Annotated in this window: 23 protein-coding genes; 8 read left to right on the top strand and 15 right to left on the bottom strand. The window is 45.0% G+C overall.

Translation table 11 applies throughout. The features are described 5' to 3' along the window. Entirely contained in the window at positions 1-234 is a 234-nt protein-coding gene (locus Q4549_RS10340; RefSeq protein ID WP_303551891.1) for a 5-carboxymethyl-2-hydroxymuconate Delta-isomerase, read from the top strand. A gap of 103 nt (positions 235-337) precedes the next feature. Here Q4549_RS10340 and Q4549_RS10345 read toward each other — a convergent pair whose 3' ends face one another. From Q4549_RS10345 to Q4549_RS10365, 5 genes are all read right to left on the bottom strand, one after another. Further along, on the bottom strand, positions 338-1,336 hold the full coding sequence (locus Q4549_RS10345; protein WP_303551889.1) for an alpha/beta hydrolase-fold protein: 999 nt from the start codon (positions 1,334-1,336) through the stop codon (positions 338-340). Between the two features lie 56 nt (positions 1,337-1,392). Beyond that, a complete protein-coding gene (locus tag Q4549_RS10350) occupies positions 1,393-2,073 on the bottom strand; it encodes a MaoC family dehydratase (protein WP_137674013.1) in 681 nt (226 codons plus the stop codon). A 177-nt stretch (positions 2,074-2,250) separates the two neighbouring features. Beyond that, entirely contained in the window at positions 2,251-3,465 is a 1,215-nt protein-coding gene (locus tag Q4549_RS10355; protein WP_303551886.1) for a phosphoenolpyruvate carboxylase, read from the bottom strand. After that, positions 3,462-4,121 (bottom strand): hypothetical protein, encoded by a 660-nt coding sequence (locus Q4549_RS10360; protein WP_303512043.1) that lies wholly within the window; start codon positions 4,119-4,121, stop codon positions 3,462-3,464. Before Q4549_RS10360 ends, Q4549_RS10355 begins: the two co-directional genes overlap by 4 nt. Beyond that, positions 4,118-7,843, bottom strand: coding sequence for an ATP-binding protein (locus Q4549_RS10365; protein WP_303551883.1), 3,726 nt, complete (start codon positions 7,841-7,843; stop codon positions 4,118-4,120). Before Q4549_RS10365 ends, Q4549_RS10360 begins: the two co-directional genes overlap by 4 nt. A 277-nt stretch (positions 7,844-8,120) precedes the next feature. Between Q4549_RS10365 and Q4549_RS10370 the strand changes: the two genes are divergently transcribed. Then, complete coding sequence (locus Q4549_RS10370) at positions 8,121-8,774, top strand: 7-cyano-7-deazaguanine/7-aminomethyl-7-deazaguanine transporter (protein ID WP_303551880.1); 654 nt, start codon at positions 8,121-8,123, stop codon at positions 8,772-8,774. A gap of 43 nt (positions 8,775-8,817) precedes the next feature. On the opposite strand, the gene Q4549_RS10375 is transcribed toward Q4549_RS10370, so the two are convergent. Next, a complete protein-coding gene (locus Q4549_RS10375) occupies positions 8,818-9,267 on the bottom strand; it encodes a DUF2059 domain-containing protein (RefSeq protein WP_303512046.1) in 450 nt (149 codons plus the stop codon). A gap of 167 nt (positions 9,268-9,434) precedes the next feature. On the opposite strand from Q4549_RS10375, the gene Q4549_RS10380 reads away from it, so the two are divergent. Then, positions 9,435-9,866, top strand: coding sequence for a DUF3859 domain-containing protein (locus tag Q4549_RS10380; protein ID WP_303551877.1), 432 nt, complete (start codon positions 9,435-9,437; stop codon positions 9,864-9,866). 5 nt (positions 9,867-9,871) lie between these two features. Here the strand turns inward: Q4549_RS10380 and Q4549_RS10385 are convergent, their stop codons facing one another. Then, positions 9,872-10,285 carry a VOC family protein gene (locus tag Q4549_RS10385; protein ID WP_303551875.1) on the bottom strand — a complete coding sequence of 138 codons (414 nt, stop codon included), beginning with the start codon at positions 10,283-10,285 and terminating at the stop codon, positions 9,872-9,874. A 64-nt stretch (positions 10,286-10,349) separates the two neighbouring features. Next, positions 10,350-10,517 carry a PA3496 family putative envelope integrity protein gene (locus Q4549_RS10390; RefSeq protein ID WP_174235959.1) on the bottom strand — a complete coding sequence of 56 codons (168 nt, stop codon included), beginning with the start codon at positions 10,515-10,517 and terminating at the stop codon, positions 10,350-10,352. 412 nt (positions 10,518-10,929) lie between these two features. On the opposite strand from Q4549_RS10390, the gene Q4549_RS10395 reads away from it, so the two are divergent. From Q4549_RS10395 to Q4549_RS10405, 3 genes are all read left to right on the top strand, one after another. Continuing rightward, on the top strand, positions 10,930-11,481 hold the full coding sequence (locus tag Q4549_RS10395; RefSeq protein ID WP_303551977.1) for a cytochrome b: 552 nt from the start codon (positions 10,930-10,932) through the stop codon (positions 11,479-11,481). 21 nt (positions 11,482-11,502) lie between these two features. Beyond that, positions 11,503-12,081: a YceI family protein gene (locus Q4549_RS10400; RefSeq protein WP_303551873.1), complete on the top strand. Its 579-nt coding sequence runs from the start codon at positions 11,503-11,505 to the stop codon at positions 12,079-12,081. Between the two features lie 318 nt (positions 12,082-12,399). After that, entirely contained in the window at positions 12,400-12,735 is a 336-nt protein-coding gene (locus Q4549_RS10405; RefSeq protein WP_303512051.1) for a DUF3634 family protein, read from the top strand. A 41-nt stretch (positions 12,736-12,776) separates the two neighbouring features. Here the strand turns inward: Q4549_RS10405 and Q4549_RS10410 are convergent, their stop codons facing one another. Beyond that, on the bottom strand, positions 12,777-13,781 hold the full coding sequence (locus Q4549_RS10410) for a glycosyltransferase family 2 protein (RefSeq protein ID WP_303551870.1): 1,005 nt from the start codon (positions 13,779-13,781) through the stop codon (positions 12,777-12,779). A gap of 11 nt (positions 13,782-13,792) precedes the next feature. Next, on the bottom strand, positions 13,793-14,890 hold the full coding sequence (locus tag Q4549_RS10415; protein WP_303551867.1) for a glycosyltransferase family 4 protein: 1,098 nt from the start codon (positions 14,888-14,890) through the stop codon (positions 13,793-13,795). Between the two features lie 113 nt (positions 14,891-15,003). On the opposite strand from Q4549_RS10415, the gene Q4549_RS10420 reads away from it, so the two are divergent. Then, positions 15,004-16,095 (top strand): glycosyltransferase family 4 protein, encoded by a 1,092-nt coding sequence (locus tag Q4549_RS10420; RefSeq protein WP_303551864.1) that lies wholly within the window; start codon positions 15,004-15,006, stop codon positions 16,093-16,095. Positions 16,096-16,097: 2 nt separating this feature from the next. Here the strand turns inward: Q4549_RS10420 and Q4549_RS10425 are convergent, their stop codons facing one another. Further along, positions 16,098-16,349 carry a hypothetical protein gene (locus Q4549_RS10425; RefSeq protein WP_303551862.1) on the bottom strand — a complete coding sequence of 84 codons (252 nt, stop codon included), beginning with the start codon at positions 16,347-16,349 and terminating at the stop codon, positions 16,098-16,100. A gap of 87 nt (positions 16,350-16,436) precedes the next feature. After that, positions 16,437-17,342 carry a LysR substrate-binding domain-containing protein gene (locus Q4549_RS10430; RefSeq protein ID WP_303512061.1) on the bottom strand — a complete coding sequence of 302 codons (906 nt, stop codon included), beginning with the start codon at positions 17,340-17,342 and terminating at the stop codon, positions 16,437-16,439. Positions 17,343-17,531: 189 nt separating this feature from the next. Between Q4549_RS10430 and focA the strand changes: the two genes are divergently transcribed. Then, positions 17,532-19,058: a formate transporter FocA gene (gene focA / locus Q4549_RS10435; RefSeq protein WP_303551859.1), complete on the top strand. Its 1,527-nt coding sequence runs from the start codon at positions 17,532-17,534 to the stop codon at positions 19,056-19,058. Here the strand turns inward: focA and Q4549_RS10440 are convergent. From Q4549_RS10440 to Q4549_RS10450, 3 genes are read right to left on the bottom strand one after another with little or no spacing between them, the layout of a single operon-like run. Then, positions 19,055-20,251: a hypothetical protein gene (locus Q4549_RS10440; protein ID WP_303551856.1), complete on the bottom strand. Its 1,197-nt coding sequence runs from the start codon at positions 20,249-20,251 to the stop codon at positions 19,055-19,057. The genes focA and Q4549_RS10440 overlap by 4 nt on opposite strands. Next, positions 20,248-20,931: an energy transducer TonB gene (locus Q4549_RS10445; protein WP_303551854.1), complete on the bottom strand. Its 684-nt coding sequence runs from the start codon at positions 20,929-20,931 to the stop codon at positions 20,248-20,250. The genes Q4549_RS10440 and Q4549_RS10445 overlap by 4 nt, the downstream gene beginning before the upstream one ends. Then, positions 20,931-21,341, bottom strand: a complete 411-nt coding sequence (locus Q4549_RS10450; RefSeq protein ID WP_303551851.1) for a biopolymer transporter ExbD — start codon at positions 21,339-21,341, stop codon at positions 20,931-20,933. Before Q4549_RS10450 ends, Q4549_RS10445 begins: the two co-directional genes overlap by 1 nt. Position 21,342: the final 1 nt, after the last annotated feature.

The following is a 21,342-nucleotide window of genomic DNA, read 5'->3' on the forward strand; positions in this document are numbered from 1 at the left end:
ATGCCACATTGTATCGTTGAGTATTCCAAAGATCTTCCCGCCACATTCAATATTGATCAGGTACTTTTGAGCTTGTTCGAGGTATTAAAAGACAGTGCCGAGTTTGAAGAAGCATCAATAAAACTGCGCGCGATTGCTTACCCAGATTTACTCAGCGGTTTAGATGAACATAGCTTTGTACATGTTCGCCTGCATATCTTTTCGGGGCGAAGTACTGCACAAAGCGGGCGTTAACGGAGGCAATAGTGGATCATTTGTCACCTCAGCTAAACATGGTGAAAAGCTTAAGCGCTGAAGTGGTGGATATTCAGCGCGAAAGTTACAGCAAGCGAGTTATTTAGTTGGTTTTGTCTAATGTAAATTTGTCGAGCAAGGTGAGGCGAGTTAAGGCCAGTTGGGTAGGGCCTTGCTGTTGCTGGATAAAACGCAAACAGCCAATTTCACAAAACGCCAGGTCACTAGCCACTGGATAGAGGTTAAAGCTAAGTTCGTTGTCTTGTAAATCTTTGCATAACAAACGGAGGCCTTGTGTTTCGCTGTTTGCGATGGTGACGTAGTCTTGCTGATTGCCATAGCCTCCAGCGAGTGCGCTAAGGTCTAGTTGTTGGTTGGTGGGTAAGTGGTAATCGCTATTGTGCTGCTCAAACATCCAAGTCCAAAAGCTAGGGCTGTTATAGAGGTCTTGCCAAATGTTATGTGGGTGCTGCGGATACCAAGTGGTTTGCAGCATGGCTTGGCGTGGCATGTGGGCGAGCTTTTCGGCTAATTCCAATGAAAACTCAGCCGGAATCACTTCATCTTTTAGCCCATGCGCTAACCAAATAGGTAAGTGGTTAAGGCGTTGGTAGAGCTCTTCGCATACTGGTCGCGGTGGCGTTTTTAGCGACCAAGGTGCCAAACGGTTTGGATCTCCTGCGGCCAACACACTTAGCGCGGCAAAGCGCCTTGGTTGGGCTAGGGCTAGATTCATTGCGCCAAATCCACCCATGCTTAAACCACTTAAATAGATACGGTTTTTGTCGATGTTAAATTGTTGCTCAATCTCGTCGAGCAAGCTAATGAGCTCGGCAATCGCCCAGCCTTCTCGACCCTCGGGCACATGCGGGGTGATGCAAATGGCGTCTAGGTGATGCTGCTGTAGATAGGCATTTGGCCCAAATTCTAACAAGTGCTGCATGTCTTGGCCTATTTCACCGCGACCATGTAAAAACAACACTAAAGGATAAGCAGTATTAGAGTCTAACTGACTAGGCTGACTTACAAGGTATTGGTAGGAAGGACGCTGCTGATGAGTATGTTGCTGAACCGAGAGAGTATGAGAATGCGCTGAGTTCACGTTAAGCTCCTTTGTGCTTAATACCTAACGTGAACCATCATAGCGAGATAAAACGATTAAAAATAGAGACGAACCACCGATTCCACAACACAAGCTGGGCGACGACAACCTTCGATTTCAACGGTAATCTCTTTTACCAACTCTAAACCACGTTTAATTGGCGATACACGGGTTAAACGGGTGCGGGCACGAATGCGGTTGTTCACCTTTACTGGGTAAGGGAAACGCACTTGGTTAATCCCGTAATTCACCATCATTTTAGCCGAAGGGTAAAGCGGCTTGTCTGGATCTACGCTCTCGGTTAAGGCTGGCAATAAAGACAGAGTGAGAAAACCGTGGGCAATGGTTGATTTAAAGGGGGATTCTTCAGCCGCGCGTTGAGGATCGGTATGTAACCACTGATGATCTTTCGTCACATCGGCAAACTGATTGATTCGGTCTTGAGTGACACTTAACCACTCACCAATATGAATCTCTTCGCCTAACTGCATCGATAACTCTTCTAGCAGCGCTTCAGCTTTTGGGTGTAACTCAATCGTTTCTTTAAAGCTAGCTTGTTGCTCGCCATTGGAGCTTAGCTGGTGCTCTTTTACCCAGTTAACTAATTGATGGTGATGGGCTTTATTAAGAAACTCTATCCAATAATCACGAATGGCTGGAGACAACCAATCTTTAAGTTCAAATGGGTTTTGAGCCAGCATTTCACGTTTTTTCTTAATAAAATCAACTACTTTCATCTTTAATTCCTAATACATCTAGGCTCAACTGTGGGCATATTCTAAGATAATCGACTAATCAGTCAAATAAATCTGTCGGCTATCTGTCAGTAACTGTATTCAAATATAGGCACAGTCGATCTAGTCGGCAAGGCTGTGACTAAGCAAATTAGTCACAGTAGACAATAGTTTAGCTGATTATCTCAGCCAAACTTGCAGGTCGCGAACAATTCTATTACCACTAAAAATGGGATGTGGATCTTCGATTGGGTCTAGCGCAAAGTAATCGCGTTGTTCTTCTGGCAAAGCGTGATAACTGCCCCACACTTGATAGAGCCACGCTTCGGCATCCCAAGATAATTGCTGCTGCTGATAATACTCTAATGCAGTTTGCCCTGCAGCGCTTTCTATAACGCCGAGTAAGTAATCCTCAACGTCTTGCTTAATCCTTTGCTCTTGCAAAGAGAATTCATCAACACTGGCGAGAGAGACAGCATGCTCTGGCTCACCATCAAGTTTATGGGGTTGTCGCTGTAAGTGAATTTGGCTTACAGCATGCAGTAAGTCTTGCTCGTGTTCAGGGTTTTGAATATCAACGCTGGCGCTGTTAAGTAAGGCAGGTGCTTTGTTGAATAAGCTCGCAACGTCTACCTGACTGGTGGGATCTTGTGGGCTAAAATCTGGATGCTGAGCATGAAACAGCTGTAAGCCTTTTAGCAAACGAGATTTACCGCGTAGCTCACGAAAACGTCCTAATAAGGTCAGCAGTCGCGTCTGTACCACCGCCAGTTCTTGAGTGCAGTCAAATACTGCTTGGCTTAAGTTAATTGCTAATACTCGGCGCAGTTCGCGAATATCACCAGCAATTTGGCTCAAGGTATCAAAGTTTAGCAGCGATAAACTGTCGAGCAATTCACCTACTTGTTGTTGAGCCAGTTCGTTCTCGCGAATTTTTGCGCTTAAGCTTGGTACATAACCAAACTCATTGTTAATACGGCTCCAAAGTACCCTAGAGCTGTGTCGCAAGCTTTCGGTAAGGCTATAGCTATGTTCGTTTAAATCACTGAGATAAACGTCCGCAGCGGCTAAGTCACCAATGTGTAGGGCTTCTTTATAATGCGCGGCGAGGGTTTTAATTGTTTCTAGGCGTGAACCAACGTTGGCGTCAATTTGGCGATTACGAGTATCGCTTAGTGCTTCTTCGAGCAATGAGCGCAGGTTAGAGCTTAAAATCAAACCTTCGTCGGCAGAAGGACGCCAAATAACTCCGGCTTTAAGCAGTGACTCAACTTGTTTGCTATCAAGTTTGGCTTCATCCAACTTGCCGTTCACATAAGCATGCATCAAGCTCTCGCCATGGCGAGCCAGTAACTTAAACAGTTTTAACCCGGCTTGTTGCAGGTGTTGGTTCACAGTAGTGGCTCCTGCTGACCTATCGCATCCATGGCTTGCTGTTCTAAGCCTAAACCTTCGGCTTCATCAATAAAGCTGATCACTTCAAAAATGTAATCCACTTTTGCTGTTGCAATATAAATTTGCTTTTCTTGGTTAGGACGCACCAAATAGCCTTGCTCACATAGCCGTTTAAAAATCTGTTTTAATTGGCCGTCAACTTGCGTGCTAGTAGAGCCAAACAACCTATATTGGGAAATTTTAGCTAACTGCTCTCGCAGTGCTGGCGTATCTTCCACTACGGTTTGCAGCTCACTTAAACGTAAAGCGACACCTGCGCTAATGGGGGCGTCTTGGCCCTGTGCTTCTTGGCTCAGAATTAGCCACTCGGTGAGCGGTAATAAGCTACCGGCAATATCACTAAATTGTTGGCTAATCACTTTGTGTTCGCTATCGCCTAACTCGCGATAGGCGCAAAAATACAATTCGCCTTCGCAAGCGCTAGCTAAACGGCGGTTAAGTACATGCAAGTGGCTATCGATACGTTCGCGGTTGGCTTCTTGTGCCAAAAAGGCATAACCATCTTCATCGCTAATTTGGCAAATAAACTGCCCGCTTAACAAGGCTTCTAATACTCGGCCAGTTTCGCTCATGCCAGTGGCGCTTAGTTTGCTCATAGTTCGGCCTCGCTAGCAGTTTGTTGGGTGGCTTTAGCGGCTTGCGCAGCTTTAATTTTTTCTTTGAGTAAGTTTACCCGTGGCTGCACCACCTGAAGCTGACGCTTCTCGCGGTTAATAATGTAGCGGTGGGTAAATAAATCCAATACTTCAGATTCTGGATTAGGGAAGGCGCCTAAAATACGAATTTGGTTATGGTCACAGGCATCAAAAATCTTCTTCACATTGCTTTGGTGCAAGGTGCCTAGTTCATCTATCGGCCAGTGAATATAAGTATCAGCGTTGCCACGTAATAAGCGAGTAAAGGCCAATAAAAACTTACACAAAATAAGGTAGGCCATACCATGACTACTGGATTCGTTGAGTTGGCGGTCGGTTCTAATCACCAAATCGCTGTTGCCTTCACGCAAGGTAAGTTCAATCAGCAATAAGCGAGAAACGCCCTCTTTAAGCGCGCTACGGCCAATAATGTCTAAGGCAACACGCATGCTGTTGGCGTAGTCTTCGTTTGGTAATTGGTTAAAGCCTTGTTGCTGCCAGCGCTGGAAGTTATCTACAAAAGCTTTTAGCTCGTCCCAAAACTCTAGCTCGCTAATTTTAGAGCGAATAATTACTGCAGAATCAGACACCCCATCAAGGCTTAAATCTTCACCAATTTCGCGTGTAATTCGGCGGCTTTGGCTAAGAATGCGTTGGTCGATGTCGCTCAAGTTCTGGTAGAAACTGCTAATGCTCATGCCTAGGTTGCGACCATGGTCGATCAGCCCTTGTACTTTTTGTGGCACTAAACCGTTCAGCAGTTCTGATAAATGCGGCACCAGCTCACGATAAGCAAGAGTTGGTTCACCGTCTTCGCTGTGCCTACGGCAAGCGGCGCGCGAGCGTTCCCAGGTTTCACTAAGATCAGAGCCCGCTTGCTGAGCTAATAGGCTATCGAAGTGACGTACCGACTCATTTACTTGTTCTAGTTGTTGGTTACGTTGCTGAATTTGCTGCTCAGCTTGGCGAGTTCGTTCTGCGGCAGACCCACCGTTGCCGTCGCCCTCAGCTTTATGCTGCGGATGAGCAACTAAGGCCAACTGCTTTATTTTGCGTAATAGGTTCTGAGTGTGTGCATGTTGCTGCTGTACTTGCTCAAGCTGTTGTTTGAGCTGGCTTAGGCTAGCTTGCTGAGTATCTCGCTGTTGCTTGTAGGTAGCGAGTTGCTCATTAAGGGCTTGTTTAGCGGTGCTTTGTTCTTGGCGAGCTTTTGCCAGTGCATCATTAAGCTGAGGTTTTTGATTTAGCCAGACTTGCTGGTGCCAAATCTTGTACTCGCTCACTTCATCACGATACTGCTCAGCATCTTGAATTTGCTGATTAAGTTGGCGTTTTTGTTTGGCTAAATCAACGATTAATTGGTCGTCTAAACCTTGCGCTTGTAGTTCGCCACGATACCACTGTTCAGATTGCTTTAAGGCTTGTTTAGCCTGAGCTTGGCGCTGGCTTACGGCATCTTGTGCTTGGCTTAGTTGCTCGGCCAGGGCGTCTACTTTTTCTTCCCACCAAGCCATTTTCTCTAACTTGGCTTCTTGATGTTGTTCGCGGATCTCTTCGAGATACTCTTGATGCTGAGACTGCGCGTTTTGCAGGTAGCTTTTAAGTTTGGTCTGCTGCTCGCGCGCTTCACTTTGGCGCTGTTTAAGGGCGCTTGAAAAGCTCTCTTTGAGTAGCTGCTTTTCTTCTTGTAAGCGTTTTAGTTTATCTTCGCTGTTGTGATGAGTGGCAGTGGCTTCGGCTACGCTTAAATCTTGCTGTTGCACCGCTTTGTTGGCTTCACTGAGCTCGGCTTCAGCTTGCTTCAGTTGCTTTTGTGCCTCTTGAAAAGCGTGCTGCACTTGCTCTAGCTGCTGTTTTATTTGTTCTTCGGTGGCGGCGCATTCTGGCGCTTCAATGGCTTTTAAATCGACCGCTAAGCCAAATACGCTATTGCTGTTGTCATCGCTGTGAGGTTTTAAATCACGGCGGTTTAGCAGCTCTGGATTGATCAGCTTACCAATGCTTTGTTCCCACTGAGGGTGTTCGCTGCGTAAATGAGCCAATAAGCTGCCATCGGCCGGCTGTAAGCTACCTTTTAAGGCGCTAAGTTTTCCCTCTAGTTGGCGACTATTTTGGCTAGCGCTAGCAAGTTGCTGGTCGGCTTGCTGGCGTTGCTGCTTAAGAGCTTGCAGCTGCTCTGAGTGTTGGCGTAATTGGCCAGATAATAGTTGCTGTTGCTGGCTGGCTTCATCAAGGCGATTATCCATGATGTTAAGCTGGCGGCTTTCATCTTCGGTATAACCCATTTGCAAGGTGCCAGCTTCTAGCTGAGCCAGCTCTAATTGGTGCTGATGCTGTTGTTGCTGAAATTTGGTTTCTAGCTGGCTTAACTGCGCTTGCTGCTGTTGTTGCTCGCGACTCAATTCTGCTTGCTGTTGTTGTTTCTCTTGGTTTAACTGCTGCTGTAACTGATCTTTGTTTTTGTGCAGTTTGTTTAACGCGGTGTTTAACTGCTCGTTAATCTCGCTTTTACGCTGATTAAAGTGAGCTTCAATATCGCTGTGCTGCTCGGTGAGTAGCTGGTGGCGCTCGCTTACTTCGCGAACCTGTTCACGCCACTGTGGCAGTTGCTCAACGGCTTTAAGCGCTTCTTCAATCTGTTTGTCTTGCCAAGCTTGGTAATCATCTTCGATGTGATTAAGTTGTTTATCAAAGCTATTTACATCGGCATTGGCGCTAGAGACGGCTTGGTTTAGCTGCTCTCGCTGGTTTTGCCATTGTTGCTCTAATTCACTGAGTTCATGTTTCAGCTGATTGAGCTGACGTTGCGCTTGCTCATTTTGGGCAAATAGCTCGCTTTCGTCATTTTGTAGGCTGGTATCTAGTTGTAGGAGTTGGGCTTCGCTAGCTAGTAACTGCTGGTGAATTTGCTCAAGCTTTACAAATTTAGGGCGAATAATTTCGAATTGCTGAATCAGACGGGTTTCTTGGATCCAGGCTTGGGCTTTGTTGGCGTCAACCCAAGTGGGTTTTAGTGTCACGCCTTCTTCCTCTAAGATGGCGGCAATCATCGATTTGATGGTTTCCATCTTGCCTTCTTTAGAGTGCACCGCCTTGGCTAATTTTTCGATATGACGTAAGCCGTGTTTAGGGTCACACATAGCAAACTGGCGGGCGTAGGCTTTTAAGTCACTATCGCCAGCATTTTGTAGGCTGCGGTCATTTTGAATAATGGCGCGATATTCACGAGTATTTAAAAAGCGAGTAGTGGCGAGTTGAGCACCATTAAATTCAAGCTTTTTAAGATGCTGGCCAAGCTTCGCGGGGGCTAAAAACCAGGTGCCTTGCTCGTCTTGTTTCTCAACAAAGTCTTCGAGCACAAAAGGTTTGCCAATAAAGCGGTATTTTACCCCTTGGTCTTCACGACCCGACGACAATACCACTTGGGCTTGCTGGCCGTTATATTGCTCATACTCGTAAATGATGTAGCTGGCTTCTCGTGGCAAGTACCATCGTTCAAAACTATCACGGGTGCTAGGTACAACTCGGCTAGGGTATTCACCATAGAACACGGGAATAAGACGCTGCAGGGTGGTTTTACCCGAGGCATTGGTTCCACAAATGTTACTGTGTTGGTCGAGTTTTAGTTCTACTACACCGTTAAGGTGAGTATCGATCAAGATGATCCGCAATAAGCCAGACAAAATGCATCCTTTTAATAAGCTAGATAAGCCTACTGTTTAATAAGTGAGTAGGCGCCGCCGCTAGGCAGGGCAATAGCGCAGTTTAACCAAGAAAGGGCATGGAGCGAAGTCTTGATAAGAGTGTTTGCTCAAAAACTGTTAGTTATCACCAAAAAAACAATGTTGTGCTGTTTTCTTGACTAGTTGTTTAACTATTGCAGATTGCTAGCGCTTGTGGAATACTCCTGCGCCCTTGGGTTCTCTTACCCCAATCATCAAAAAGATAGGTCGTAACAATATGTGGTTTTTACAATTAACTGAGGCCGAGCGCCGCAGTGTTCTTATTTTGGCTTTGTTTCACATTGTGGCCATTGCCGCCAGCAATTACTTAGTGCAATTACCCTTCACCATATTTGGTTTTCATACCACGTGGGGAGCGTTTACTTTCCCGTTTATTTTCCTCGCAACAGATCTTACGGTGCGTTTGTTTGGTGCCAGCCGAGCACGTAAAATCATCTTCACTGCTATGTTTCCCGCCTTGTTGGTGAGCTACTTGGTCTCGGTATTGTTTTATCAGGGCGAATATCAGGGTTTAGCGGGCTTATTAGCTTGGAATGGGTTTGTGGCACGTATCGCTTTGGCAAGCTTCTTGGCATATTCGGTGGGGCAGTTACTTGATGTGAAGGTGTTTGATCGCTTACGCCAATTAAAATACTGGTGGGCAGCCCCTGCTGGCTCGAGTGTATTTGGTAACTTGGTGGATACCATTTTGTTCTTTGCGGTGGCCTTTTATGCCAGCAGCGATGCCTTTATGGCGGAACATTGGTTAGAAATTGCTTGGGTAGATTACGGTTTTAAACTCGCGGTGAATATCGCTTTGTTTGTACCTTTATACGGCATGCTACTGCACTTCTTACAAAACCGCTTACAAAGCACAAAAGTGGCGGCGTAAAAAAGAATAAAGCAACCAACAAGCGTTGTTGGTTGCTTGCTAATTAGTTCGCAGCTTCTTGCTGCTGTTTCACTTCAGCGGCGGCTTGTTGCAACATCTCTTCTAGTTTTTTGTGATGACCTTTAGCGACCATTGCGCTGGCTAAGGCGGTTTCACGAATCAAGGTTGCATTAAGCGCTTGGCTCTTTTGCCCTACAGGGGTTTTGTAAAAAGCCACCAATTGCTCCAACTCTTCATCAGTAAAGTGCTTTAAGTATACCTCTGCAATTTTTGGTTTCATTTCATCCCAAGTGAGGTAAGTCTCGGCCCATTGATTAAGTACCGGTTCAAATTTACTCAGCGGTGGGTTTTGACGAATCAATGCTTTATTGAGATTGGTGCGAATAATCTGCATTTGCTGTTCGCTGTTATTGAGCTCTAGCAAATCATTGATAGGGGCAGCTTGTAGTGAACAACTGGCAACGACTAAGCTGGCAGCAAATAGCTTTTTCATAGGTTCTTCCTTGAAGGCACGAGTTGATAATGGCTTATCAATAGTTCAAATCTTAAGTGTTTAGCCTACACCTTCTGCCATGGTGGGGAAAGGATTGTAATAGCAGAACACGCTGCGCTTGCGTTAAAATAGTGGGCTTGTTAAGGGATAAACCGAGTTATTGTTATATGGCGAAAGCAAAGCACCAAGTAAAGCTACACAGCTTTGGAATTTATAATAAGTGGGACAGCGATACCAAAGCGCTGCCGCAGATTACTGAGTTTACGACTCAGGTTGAAGCGCAAATAGATGTAGAATTTGGCCTTATTGTGAACATTAAAAAAGCCAAAGGCCAAAAGGTGCGTTACTGCATTTACCACCCTGATATTCCTGATTCCGATGGCCAAATCATGGCTCCCTTTGATGGGGAAGAATATGTGCGCAGCAATGATTGGGACTTTTACTTGGGTGATACCATTTGGCCACCGATTAGTAATAAGTTAGGTACCTGGCGAATGACTTTGGAGTTAGCTGGTGAGATGATTGCGGATAAGTCTTTTGAACTGTTTCAAGATAGCCCTGGAGACCCTGCGCAGTTTTACCGTAAACGCGGCATGTAAAGTACTTAGGCTAATGGGCAGTTAAGCATCCAGTTGATAGCAAATTGGTCGCACACTCGGCCAAATCGCGCTTGCCAAAAAGTATCTTGCAGCCCCATGATGACTTCGCCATGTTCCGAGAGCTTGTTAAACATCGCTTGCTGGTGGGCTAAATCGCTAAAATTTAGGTTTAGCTCTATATTACCGGCACTTTTAAGTTGCTCACCGGGCATGCCGTCAGAACCCATAAATTCCAGCTCTCCGGCTTTAAAATGACAATGCATTATGTTGTTAAGCAACTCGCTGGGAATAGGCATATCGGTTTGTGTATCGCTAAAGCGCATTAAGGCTATCACTTCACCATCGAAACACTGTTGGTAAAAATCCAAGGCTTGCTCGGCTTTGCCGGCAAAATTAAGGTAGGGAATGATGGTTTGCATAGGCATTTCTCCAATGCGCAGTAAAAAGAAAGGGAGTAAATACTCCCTTTGGTATTAGTTGAGACTAGTTATAGTCTTCATCAATGTATCGTTCTAACTGCTTTCGTTCGTTGTATTCATCAATGCGACGACGGGCACGAGCCTTGTCGCGTTGGTTTTTGTGACTTTTTGCGTTATGGCTCAGGTCTTCTTCTTCCCATTCGTCCATATCGTCATAGCGTGATCGTTTCATAAGCTTGCTCCAAGCCTTATTTCATCGGGACTGATCAGCCCAACTTCTTGATTTTCTCGCGGTTGCGAGACACGCAAAATGTGCAGTAAAAAGTATAGTAGGTAAAATGAATATTTTGTTACTGCAGTGTTACCGCTAAAGTGACCCACAATCTCTCTTAAGCGCTTGTCAGTTAACGCTTGATTAGAAGACAGAAATCCCACTGGCTGCTAGCTTTAGAAATCGATAAAACTGAAAATAAATAGAGCTTATCTTCACTTATTGTTGGTTTTTTGCTGTAAAAGTAAATTTTAAAGCGATTTTCTTTCTAATTGTTCGAAAGCTTTTTCACATAAAATTCAATTTTTTTCGACGCTTTTTTAAGCGATGCTATAAAAAGAAGAGTTTGTTGAACGATGTACAAGGAGAGCTGGTGAGTATTCGCAATACTAAACAAGGCTATGGTTGGGTAGCTATTGGCTTACATTGGCTGGTAGCGTTGAGTGTATTTGGGCTTTTTGGCCTAGGCTTGTTTATGGTTGACCTTAATTACTATTCTAGCTGGTATCAAACTGCGCCAATGATCCATAAAAGCGTGGGTATATTGTTATTTATGGTGATGTTGTTTCGTTTGCTGTGGCGTGGGCTTAATCCGTACCCAGCAAGCCCTGAGAATCATCAGCAGTGGGAAAAAACCGGCGCTAAAGTAGGCCATTTCCTACTTTATTTAATACTGTTTTGTTTAATGATTTCGGGCTACTTGATCTCAACTGCCGATGGGCGCGCCATTTCGGTATTTGAATGGTTTGAGATCCCTGCAACCGTGACTGGAATCAATCAACAAGAAGAACTGGCTGGAGATGTTCATGAAATTCTAGCGTGGACATTAATCGCCTTAGTTGCTGGCCATGCGTTAGCAGCACTTAAACACCATTTTATAGACAAAGACAGCACCTTAGTTCGGATGTTAAAACCCACTAAGTAAATCGACTAAAAGGGACAAAAAATGAAAACACAGTTAAAAGCCGCTTTGCTACTTGCTAGCACAATGGGATTGGCCTTACCGGCCAGCGCTGCCGATTACACCATTGATACTCGTGGCGCACATGCTTCAATCAGTTTTAAAGTGAATCACTTAGGCTACAGTTTTGTTGTGGGACGTTTTGATACCTTTAGCGGTGATTTTAGCTATGACCAAGCAGCGCCAGAAGCGACGACGGTTAATGTGAAGATTGATGCTACTTCAGTTAACTCAAACCATGCGGAGCGTGATAAGCACATTCGTGGTAGCGACTTTTTAGCGGTAGATAAATTCCCTGAAGCTAGCTTTAGTAGCACTAAGTACCAAGCCAGTGGCGACGATGGCGGCAAGCTATACGGCCAACTTACCCTTCGTGGTGTGACTAAAGAGATAGTGATTGACGTCACTAAAGTTGGTGAAGGTAAAGACCCATGGGGTGGCTACCGCGCTGGATTTGTAGGTTCTACAGAGTTGGTAATGAAGGACTTTGGCATTCCTACAAACTTAGGTCCAAGTTCAACCACGGTTGCGATGGACTTGGTGATTGAAGGCATCAAAAAATAAGCTATGTCTGAGGCTGCCCATCTGGGCAGCTTTTTATGCTTTACCGTTATCTCCCTCTTAACGCTTTCTGCAGCCCGTAAATATGATTATATTAGCTTTTGTTTAGTTTTCTCTGAAACTGTTTTCAGGGCTAGATGTTTCATAATTATGTTGATCAAGTTATCAGATTGAGTATAAATGGTTGATTGGTATCTTGAATTTGAGCTTAGCCCTAGTTATTTGATACTACAAAGTTTACCCTTGTTGAGTTTATTCATTTCAATATCTGTTGAGGTATTGAGTAATGGTGCCTACTAACTGAACACAGGGAGTGTTTTTTTGACTATCAGCATAATCATCGGCTTGGTTGCATTAGCAGTATTGGTTTTTCGTCTAAGACATATTCAATATACCTTTGTATGTGAATTACGCTCGGGCAAAGTCACTGTCATTAAAGGGCATGTTCCAAGTTCATTTATTCATGATTGTCGTCAAATGATGCGCGGCCGCAAGGTGGTTGGTTTAGTGAAAGGTCTTAATTCTGACGGCAAGATGCACTTACGCTTCTCTCGCTCTATTGCCCAATCAGACCAAGTACATTTAGAGAAACAGTTTCCACATAAGCTATATAGCAGCAAACATTCAGATATAAACGGTAGTGTCTCGTTAGACTAGATAACAGCTAAAATAAAAAAGCCCGGTTCAACCGGGCTTTTTTATTTGGCTTTCGAAAACATACTGAGCGGAGCTGGAGAGGCTTTTTCCTCTACACCTTTAATGGGGTCCCACACCGGTTTAATAAATGAACGCAACTTAGTGGCAATGCGTACCGCCATATTGGCGCCATTGACCGGAATGTATACCCAGCGCGAAAACAAAAATACTTTGCGACGAAAAACCCACAAGTACATAGCTTGCTCTGAGTAAAAGCGGTAACCCCAACGTTGTTCAAATAAGCGTGAAGAGGCTTCTGTATATTTAGGGTGCCAACGGAAAAAGAAAAACTTCATGTCGTACCACGCCATGCGAGTACCTAAGTTGTCAAAAATAACCACGGAGTCTGGTTGAGTGACTATTTTGTAGCCTTTTTGTCTCAGCTGAATACCAATATCGATATGCTCTCGGATTACCATATCAGGCAGTTCAATATCTAATAGCGCCTTAGTCCTGAATAATACGCCATGCAACTCAAACATCTCGCTGTCTTGAATACCTTGTGGTAGTTCCTCTGGCAGCGAACGGCGGAAGGACTTATGTTCAATTAAGTAGTCTTCACCTTGATAGTCAATGGTATGCACTGCGTTAGTGAATAAGTGGTTGCGCAACTCAGCACCCTTATCTACCCCTTCTTTTTCCAGGGTAACCGGATTGATAACCGCAATACTTGAGTCTGAATTGGCGATCTCTAACAGCGGTGGCAGCCAATTAGGGGTCACGTTAGAGTCGTTATCAAGAAACATCACGTAAGGCGTATCGATCAGCGGACGTACTTTTTGCATGGCTTGAATTGGCGAGATTAATCCATAACTTAATAACTCAGTGTTGTCGCGCTGTTCCAATTCTTTCACTATTTGTTTTCTTAGCGAGGTTGGATAGTCCAGATCAATCACTTTCAGTACAAAAGGGTGCTCAGTACAAAGGTACAAGTTACGAATGCAACTGATGATGCCCGAATATCTATCTCGCGGGGTAATGACAACGGTAATAGCGGAATTATCCATATCGCTCTCGCTTATTCTTCCATGATGAGTTGATGAAAAGTATTTAGGTATTTGTCGATCATATGTTGCTTATTAAACTTCGACTCAATGCGTTGTTTAGCCGCAGCACCAAACTGGTCACGTAACTGGCTTGACTCAATGAGCTTAACTAAAGCCTGTTCTAGAGCCTCAGGGTTAGCGGCTGGCACTAAATAGCCGGTCTCCCCATTCACAATAATGTCAGGTATTCCGCCAACGTTGGTTGCTACTACCGGAGTATGATGCAAACCCGCCTCGATGAACACTAGACCAAAGGCTTCTTCAAGAGACGGCTGTACAAATATATCAGCAGCTTCCATCCACAAAGAAGAGTTACTAATTTGTCCTAGAAAATGCACCTGCTCTTGCAGACCCATTTCATCTCTATAGCGCTGAATTACCTGAGTGTCTTTGGCTGAACCGCTACCAGCAATATAAAGCTGGCAGTTGTATTTATCACTGATTTGTTTAAAGGCTTTGAGGGTATCTTGGTGGCCTTTAATTCGCCCGAGGTGGCCAGCACTAAATAGCACTATTTGGTCGCTAGGCAGATCGAGTTGCTGGCGAGCACGAGCAAAGCCAACATGTTCAATCTGGGTATCAATACCCCCATGGTTAGCTAAGCAACGCTGCTCACTTAAGCCTAAATTACTGATGAGCAACTGGCGGCGCTGCTCCGACACGGCAATAAAGCGGCTGGTTAAACGCATCAGTAAACGGTTTACTTTGTTGCGTTGGTAATAACGCAATATAGAGCGATGAAAGGTAAGAACCGTAGGCACGCCACATATTTTAGCGGCAAAGCCAGCCCAAATCATACTACGGTCGCAATGGCAGTGAATCAGATTAATGCGGTGTTTGCGAATGAGTTTTATCAAATTGTACATAATACAGGGGCCATCGAATGCTTTGGTGTGAAGCACCACTAAGCCCTCTGGTTGGCAAGATTCCAGCTTTGCAGCTTTAAAGCTAACAGGCAGCACAAAAACCCCGTTCTCTTGCAAGCCTTCAACGGTTGTCATGAATCTTACTGTACGACCACCCCGTTCGAGGCTTTGTACAACCTCCAACACTCGCAGCGATTCATTCATTTATTCAATCCTTCGACAAAAAATTAACAATTTCTTTGAGTTAGTGAGTGTTCCTTCACTCGTAACTGACTTATCATACAGGCACTAAGGATAGTCAAGTAAGTAATAGTATTGTGAATAAATCGTTAAGTAAAAAGATATCTCATGTGGTGAGCAGTTTACAGGTGGGTGGCGCAGAGCGATTTGTTATCGATTTATGTATCGAACAGCGTGAACAAGGTTTAGAGCCAGACATTATTTCTTTAGGCCATCACGATGACCCTTTGATTGCAGTGGCGGAAGGTTTAGGTATCAAAGTCACCGTAGTTAGGGGAATGAAGGGCCTTGTGCAATGGCGCTTATGGAAGGCCTACCGCAACCAGCCGATTATTCATATTCACTCTCCTGCTGTATTAATGGTATCGCTGCCAATTTTGCCTTTGTGTCTAGAGCGCAAAATTGTGTATACCCGACATGGTGCCGCTAAGCTCTCGACTAAACGCTGGCGTAGAGTGCATCAATTTGCCCGCCGTTATATCGACAGTATTTGCTTTGTGTCTGAAGAAGGGCAGCAAATTTTTCACGATGTGAATGGCTGGGAGCATGTTGACTCTTCGGTGATTGATAACGGAATTGCAATGCCGCGAGAGCAAGACATCATTCCGCATCCACAAGATGGCCGTTTGCGCATTGGATCCGTAGGGCGAATGGTGAGTTTAAAACATCAAATTAGCCTGTTGCAGGCAGTTGCTCTATTACCTGAAGATATTCAGCAGAAGGTGGAAGTGCACTTTTTTGGCACTGGCGACCAAATGCCTAAGCTACAAACCTTTAGTCAACAGCATCTAACGCAGTCTACCGTGGTATTTCATGGCTTAGAAAGTGATAGAAGCAAGATCTATAACCGCTTTGAGCTACTGGCTGTTACCTCAGAAACAGAAGGCATGTCGTTAGCGATTATGGAAGCGATGGCCTACAAACGCGCAGTAGTAGCCAGTAAAGTGGGTGGCAATGGTGTACTAGTGAAAGAGCAGTTAAACGGTTGGTTATTTGATTTTGATGATAGCGACAGCTTGGCTCAAATTATTCAACAAGCCTTAGCGCATGCCGAGACCTTAATCGACTACGGTAAAGCAGGGCGAGAACGGGTGCTTGAAGAATTTTCATTACAGCGTACGCAAAACCAATATCAAAAAGTCTATCAAGACGTAGGCACTAGTATTTAGCGTTAAACGGCTCTAAGAGAGGGCTTAGTGATTTTAGCTGCAGACGATTTATTGCTAAAGGTGTTTGGCAAGGGCGTGTTTAAGGCTCGTTTAATCTTTCGAAGAGACCATAAGCAAAATGCCGCGGTGGCAAAAATCGATAAGGCCACTGCGATATGTTCGACTTCACTTAGTGCGTTGCTGGTATTTGCAGCTTGTACTTGGCTAACAAAGGCCAAGTTTGCCGCTGCAATAAGCATCATTGATAAACGCATAATAAGCCTTAAGTTAAATGATAATTATTATCATTTAACTTAAGGTGTTCGGTAATATAAAGCAAGTCTTTTATGTAAGGTCTGCGCTTACATATGTAGTTGTTGTACTTTAAACATTCGTTTTGCTTCCGTTATCACCAAGTCACGCAGTGGGTTCTCCGAGGTATCGTTACGCCATACAAACGATAGTGCCCTTTCAATATTCAGCTCTGGTACGTTTAAGCGCACCAACTCTCCTAACTCTAGGGCTTTAATCACATCTAAATAAGGTAAGCAGCTAAGGTAGTTGTTGTTTGCCACTAAGGATCGCAATACCGGAACGTGTTCATATTCGCGGTGTACTTTCAAAGACTCAATGGTGCCTTGAATAGCGCTATCAAATACTCGGCGTGTGCCTGCGCCAGGCTCTCGTAATACCCAACTGGCTTGTTCTAGCTGAGAAACACTTACTCGTTCAAGTTTGGCGTAAGGGTGGTGAGCAGCTGCCACAATCACCAAGTGATCGTTACACCATACTTGGTGGGCGATTCTATCGTCGTCACAGCGGCCTTCAATAACACCTAACTGATAGTCATAGTTTAATAAACCATTAATTACCTCAGCGGTATTTTCTACGGAGAAGCTAATTCTAAGCTGGGGGAAGTTACTATCAACTATGCTGATAAGGTCTGGAATCAAGTGCTCTGCAGCTGTTTGGCTGGCACATAACTGCAATTCACCGCTCACTAAATGCTGATCGGCAAACCCTTCTTCAATCTGCAAGGCATCTAACAATAATTGTTTCGCTTTTGGCCGTAGCCATAAACCCCACTGACTAAGCACCATGCGCTTTCCGCGGCGATCGAATAAGGGTTTGCCTAATAGCTTTTCTAGCTGAGCTAAAGACATGCTTGCTGCCGACTGGGTCAGGGCTAGGTGATCTGCAGCTGCACTTACACTTCCATGGGTGGCCACTGCTTCAAAAACGGTGAGCTGTTTTAAAGAATAACGCATTAGTCGCTCCAAAGAGAAAAGTTAAGGGCTTAGTTTGCCTGCTGACCATAGTAAGCATAGGCGTTATCAAAAGTATTGATAGTGGTCATAAAAATTATCCGCTTACCAGCGAAAGTTATTCTCGCTAAGGTAATAACACGTTTAGCCACTAGCGACTTTAGTTGCTTGTTATTACAGGTTTTAGTGTAAATGAATCATCTTCAAGTTGAGCGCTTACCCGCTCCTAAAATGGTCACTGGCGGTGGCGCCGCTAGCTCACCATTAGCGGCTTTAAGTCCCGACCAAATGACTCAGTATGCTGAGCAGTATGCATATAAGAAAGCCACCAATAGCAGTGCTAAAACGCTGAGCTTGGCCTTAAGTGCCGGCGTATTCATTGGCTTAGCCTTCGTATTCTATATCACGGTAACTACCGGTTCATCGGGTGTTGGCTGGGGTATTAGCCGCTTGTTAGGCGGCTTGGCGTTCAGCATGGGCTTAGTAATGTTAGTGGTATGTGGCGGAGAGCTATTCACAAGTAGTGTGTTGTCTATTATCCCTCGAGCCAGTGGCAAGCTAGATACCCGCGCTATGGTGGCTAACTGGGGCAAAGTGTACCTCGGTAACTTTGTTGGCGCGTTATTGTTAGTGCTAGTGATAAGCGGAGCCAAATTGTATCAGCTAGACCATGGCCAGTGGGGCTTAAACGCTTTATCTATCGCTAATCACAAGTTGGAACATGGCTTCATGCAAGCCTTATTACTAGGCATGTTGTGTAACTTGTTGGTGTGTTTAGCAGTTTGGATGACCTTTAGCGCTACTACCAGCGCAGCTAAAGCCGCATTGGTGATTCTACCTGTCGCTATGTTTGTCAGCACCGGTTTCGAGCACGTAGTGGCTAACATGTTTATGGTGCCTTTAGGTATTGCCATTAAGAGTTGGGCAGAACCTGAATTTTGGGCGCAAATCGGTACGCAAGCTAGCGCTTATGAACACTTAAACTGGGCAACCTTTGCCTGGAAAAATTTACTGCCGGTCACTATCGGCAACATCATTGGCGGCGCAATTATTGTTGGTCTTGGTTACTGGTCGGTTTATAGCCGTAGCAACCCAAATAAACCAACACCAACTGCCGCAACATTTACTATTTTACCAAATCAAACTTCTGGTCCTGTTGGAGAACCTACTATGCAAAATCTTAAAACTATGACTGTCGCTGACATTATGTCGCCTGCCGATAATGCTCTTAGCCCTGACATGACCATTGCAAGTGCCTGCGATGCTTTATTAGCGCAAGAAGCGCCTGGTGCAGTGGTTGTAAACGAGAGTAACGAACTACAAGGTTTTATTTCTGAGTTAGAAATCTTACGCAAACTATGGCTAGAAGATTACCGCAAACCAAGCACAACAACTGTAGCAAGCATTATGCAAAAGGATATTATGACCGTGGCACCTAATCACAACTTATTGAAACTAGCTGAGTACATGAGTGTTGATGTAGCCCAAGTATACCCAGTGTCTGATTCTGGCGTTTTGTTAAGCTCTACTCACCAACCGCTTGAAGAGCGCTTACGTAACAGCAGTGTTTACCGCCCGAAAGTATTCCCAGTGGTAGAAAATGGTAAGTTAGTGGGTGTGGTTACGCGTCACCAAGTGCTTAAAGCATTACGCCCAGCGCTGGGTGCTCCAGTAAAGCTAAACGCTACTGAAGAACACATTGCTGAGTCAGTAGCTTAATGTAGTTGGCGCTGCTCAATGTAGCGTAAAGCATGTTGGCTCGAAGAGGCGGTATCTGAAAAGGTAGCCGCCTTTTTTAGTACTTGCTTGGCAGCCTCTAGCTGATTTAACTCAATATACAACAAACCTTGGGCCAAATAGTTTTGTGCTTGGTTAGCATCAGGGTATTGGTTAGCGTGTTGATAACTGCTGATACTCGCCGCCAATTGCCCAAGCTGGGCTTGGCTAAAAGCCAGTAGTTGGTAGTTTGTGCCAGACGCTTGCTGCTGAATAAGCTGGGTTAAACAGGGGGCGGTTAAGGAGTATTCCTTTGCTTGCAACCAAAGTGTGCACAAACGGGACTGCTGTTGAAGGGTATTTGCTAGCTGTTTTTGTTGCAGGGCAGTGTTTAACAAGCGCGCTGCTTGGTAGGGTTCGCCTTGCTGAGCGAGTAATTGAATTAACATAGTAAACTGCGAAGGCTGAGCAAACAGTCCTTTATTGTAGGCTTGCTGTAAATAAGCAAGAGCAGAATTAGCTTGCTGATTATGCAGGTACAAAGACGCTAGTTGGGTCCAGGCATCTATATTTTGTTGATCTAGCTGCAATACTTTCAGCTGGCCTTCAATGGCCTTTCGCCAATGTTGTTGCTGGCTATGCAATGCTACGCTAAGTTCCCACCAACTTAAGAGCGGGCTTGATTGCCGTTGTAGTGCTTGCTCAATACTGTGGCTTGCCGCTGGCCAAAGGCTTAAATTAGCTTGGGCGCTCGCCAGCCAATAGTACGACTCTGCAGTAACATCGCTAGCGGCTTGCTGGTTTTGCCAAGAACTTATTGAATCAATGGCCTTTGCCCATTGCTGTAGCTGTAATTGCAGTTGCGCAATGCTGTACAAGCCCTGTTGTTGCTGAGATTCTGGCAGTTGCTTGAGTTGATAGGATTCAAGTAAATAGTTAAGCGAGGCCGAATATTGCTGTTGCTCTATGGCTGCTTGCGCTTGGTATTGCAAAGAAACCGCCAAGGCATACTGGCGTTGCTGTTGCTGGTATTGCTGACTAAGTTGCTGCAGGTGAGATGTTGCTTGTGGTAACTCTCCCTGTTGGATTAAAGCTTGCCCTGCTTTAAGCTGCCTGGCCTCACTTTCACTTAAACCTTGGGCTGCAAGGTTAAATGCTATCAATAAAGCTAATAGTGCCCATAAGGTATTAATCATTGCTTAAGCTTAAACTCGATTATTTGCCGACTAACAAAGCCTGGGTTATTGCTTTGTGCTTTCACTGGAAAGCGCCATTGGGCAATGGTGCGTATTGCGGCCTGTTCAAAAAAGCCTTGAGGCTCTGCATGAATCACTTTAATGCTGTTAGCGACAACGTTGCCGTGTTGATCAACGGTGAACTCTAGCTCAACCTCTCCTTCTATCCCGCGCCGTTGAGCCGACATTGGATATTCAGGTCGATGTCGATAACTGGCTTGAATAGACAGTTCTAGCTGAGGACCTTGGCCTAAACCTGCTGAACTAACGCTAGTTCCGCTGCTAGAGGTATCAGTAATTATATGCGGTAAGCTTAAACTGAGTGGAGTTAGCGACGGCTGTAAAAGCTTAGATATTGAAGGTGTTGAGCTTGTATCAATAATATTGTTGTCGCTTTGGCTTGCTCCAGCATCAAGCGGGGTTTGCAAGTCTTGGGGCGCTAATAAAGGCGGTGGTTCTGGCAATAAACGCTGTCTATGTTGTGGTTCACTAGTCTGTCGCAGGCTAAACAGTTGTAAATTACTAATATTGGGGGCTGAGGGAGGAGAGGCTTGGTTAAACCCTGATACTTCCGCCAGTAGAATAAACAAGCTAGCAGCTAATACTGTGCCAGTAGGAAGCGCGAGCAGAATTCGCCACATTAAGGCTGGCTCGCTTGAGCGGCTAGGCTATAAGGCACTTTAGCTAAGCGGAGTTGATCGAGAACGGCCACCAGCTGGCCAGTACTTGACTGCTGGTCGGCTTGAACCAACACCGCTAGTTGTGGTTGTTGTTGCTTAAGTTGTATTAGCTTGGCTTTAATTAAGCGTACATCGCTAGCTTGACCGTTTAACTGCACACTGCCATCGGCGGAAAGGCTAAGTAGAACCGCGTTATTACTCGTTTGCTCGGCACTTTGTGCCACCGGTGTTGTTACGTCAATACTGCTGGGGCTAACGAAGCTGCTGGTAACAATAAAGAAAATCAGCATGATAAAAACGATATCTAACATCGGCGTTAGATTTATCTCCGCCTCTTCTTCTGGGCGATTAAGCAAATCACGTCGCTTCATA

This window comes from Agarivorans sp. 2_MG-2023, assembly GCF_030548085.1.
Classification (GTDB): domain Bacteria; phylum Pseudomonadota; class Gammaproteobacteria; order Enterobacterales; family Celerinatantimonadaceae; genus Agarivorans.

What these genes read in the sequence shown, in the direction of transcription:
- Q4549_RS10340 (WP_303551891.1), top strand. Translation starts at nt 1, where the DNA reads ATGCCACATTGTATCGTTGAGTATTCCAAAGATCTTCCCGCCACATTC.
- Q4549_RS10350 (WP_137674013.1), bottom strand. Translation starts at nt 2,073, where the DNA reads ATGAAAGTAGTTGATTTTATTAAGAAAAAACGTGAAATGCTGGCTCAA.
- Q4549_RS10360 (WP_303512043.1), bottom strand. Translation starts at nt 4,121, where the DNA reads ATGAGCAAACTAAGCGCCACTGGCATGAGCGAAACTGGCCGAGTATTA.
- Q4549_RS10370 (WP_303551880.1), top strand. Translation starts at nt 8,121, where the DNA reads ATGTGGTTTTTACAATTAACTGAGGCCGAGCGCCGCAGTGTTCTTATT.
- Q4549_RS10375 (WP_303512046.1), bottom strand. Translation starts at nt 9,267, where the DNA reads ATGAAAAAGCTATTTGCTGCCAGCTTAGTCGTTGCCAGTTGTTCACTA.
- Q4549_RS10380 (WP_303551877.1), top strand. Translation starts at nt 9,435, where the DNA reads ATGGCGAAAGCAAAGCACCAAGTAAAGCTACACAGCTTTGGAATTTAT.
- Q4549_RS10385 (WP_303551875.1), bottom strand. Translation starts at nt 10,285, where the DNA reads ATGCAAACCATCATTCCCTACCTTAATTTTGCCGGCAAAGCCGAGCAA.
- Q4549_RS10390 (WP_174235959.1), bottom strand. Translation starts at nt 10,517, where the DNA reads ATGAAACGATCACGCTATGACGATATGGACGAATGGGAAGAAGAAGAC.
- Q4549_RS10400 (WP_303551873.1), top strand. Translation starts at nt 11,503, where the DNA reads ATGAAAACACAGTTAAAAGCCGCTTTGCTACTTGCTAGCACAATGGGA.
- Q4549_RS10410 (WP_303551870.1), bottom strand. Translation starts at nt 13,781, where the DNA reads ATGGATAATTCCGCTATTACCGTTGTCATTACCCCGCGAGATAGATAT.
- Q4549_RS10415 (WP_303551867.1), bottom strand. Translation starts at nt 14,890, where the DNA reads ATGAATGAATCGCTGCGAGTGTTGGAGGTTGTACAAAGCCTCGAACGG.
- Q4549_RS10425 (WP_303551862.1), bottom strand. Translation starts at nt 16,349, where the DNA reads ATGCGTTTATCAATGATGCTTATTGCAGCGGCAAACTTGGCCTTTGTT.
- Q4549_RS10430 (WP_303512061.1), bottom strand. Translation starts at nt 17,342, where the DNA reads ATGCGTTATTCTTTAAAACAGCTCACCGTTTTTGAAGCAGTGGCCACC.
- focA (WP_303551859.1), top strand. Translation starts at nt 17,532, where the DNA reads ATGAATCATCTTCAAGTTGAGCGCTTACCCGCTCCTAAAATGGTCACT.
- Q4549_RS10440 (WP_303551856.1), bottom strand. Translation starts at nt 20,251, where the DNA reads ATGATTAATACCTTATGGGCACTATTAGCTTTATTGATAGCATTTAAC.
- Q4549_RS10445 (WP_303551854.1), bottom strand. Translation starts at nt 20,931, where the DNA reads ATGTGGCGAATTCTGCTCGCGCTTCCTACTGGCACAGTATTAGCTGCT.
- Q4549_RS10450 (WP_303551851.1), bottom strand. Translation starts at nt 21,341, where the DNA reads ATGAAGCGACGTGATTTGCTTAATCGCCCAGAAGAAGAGGCGGAGATA.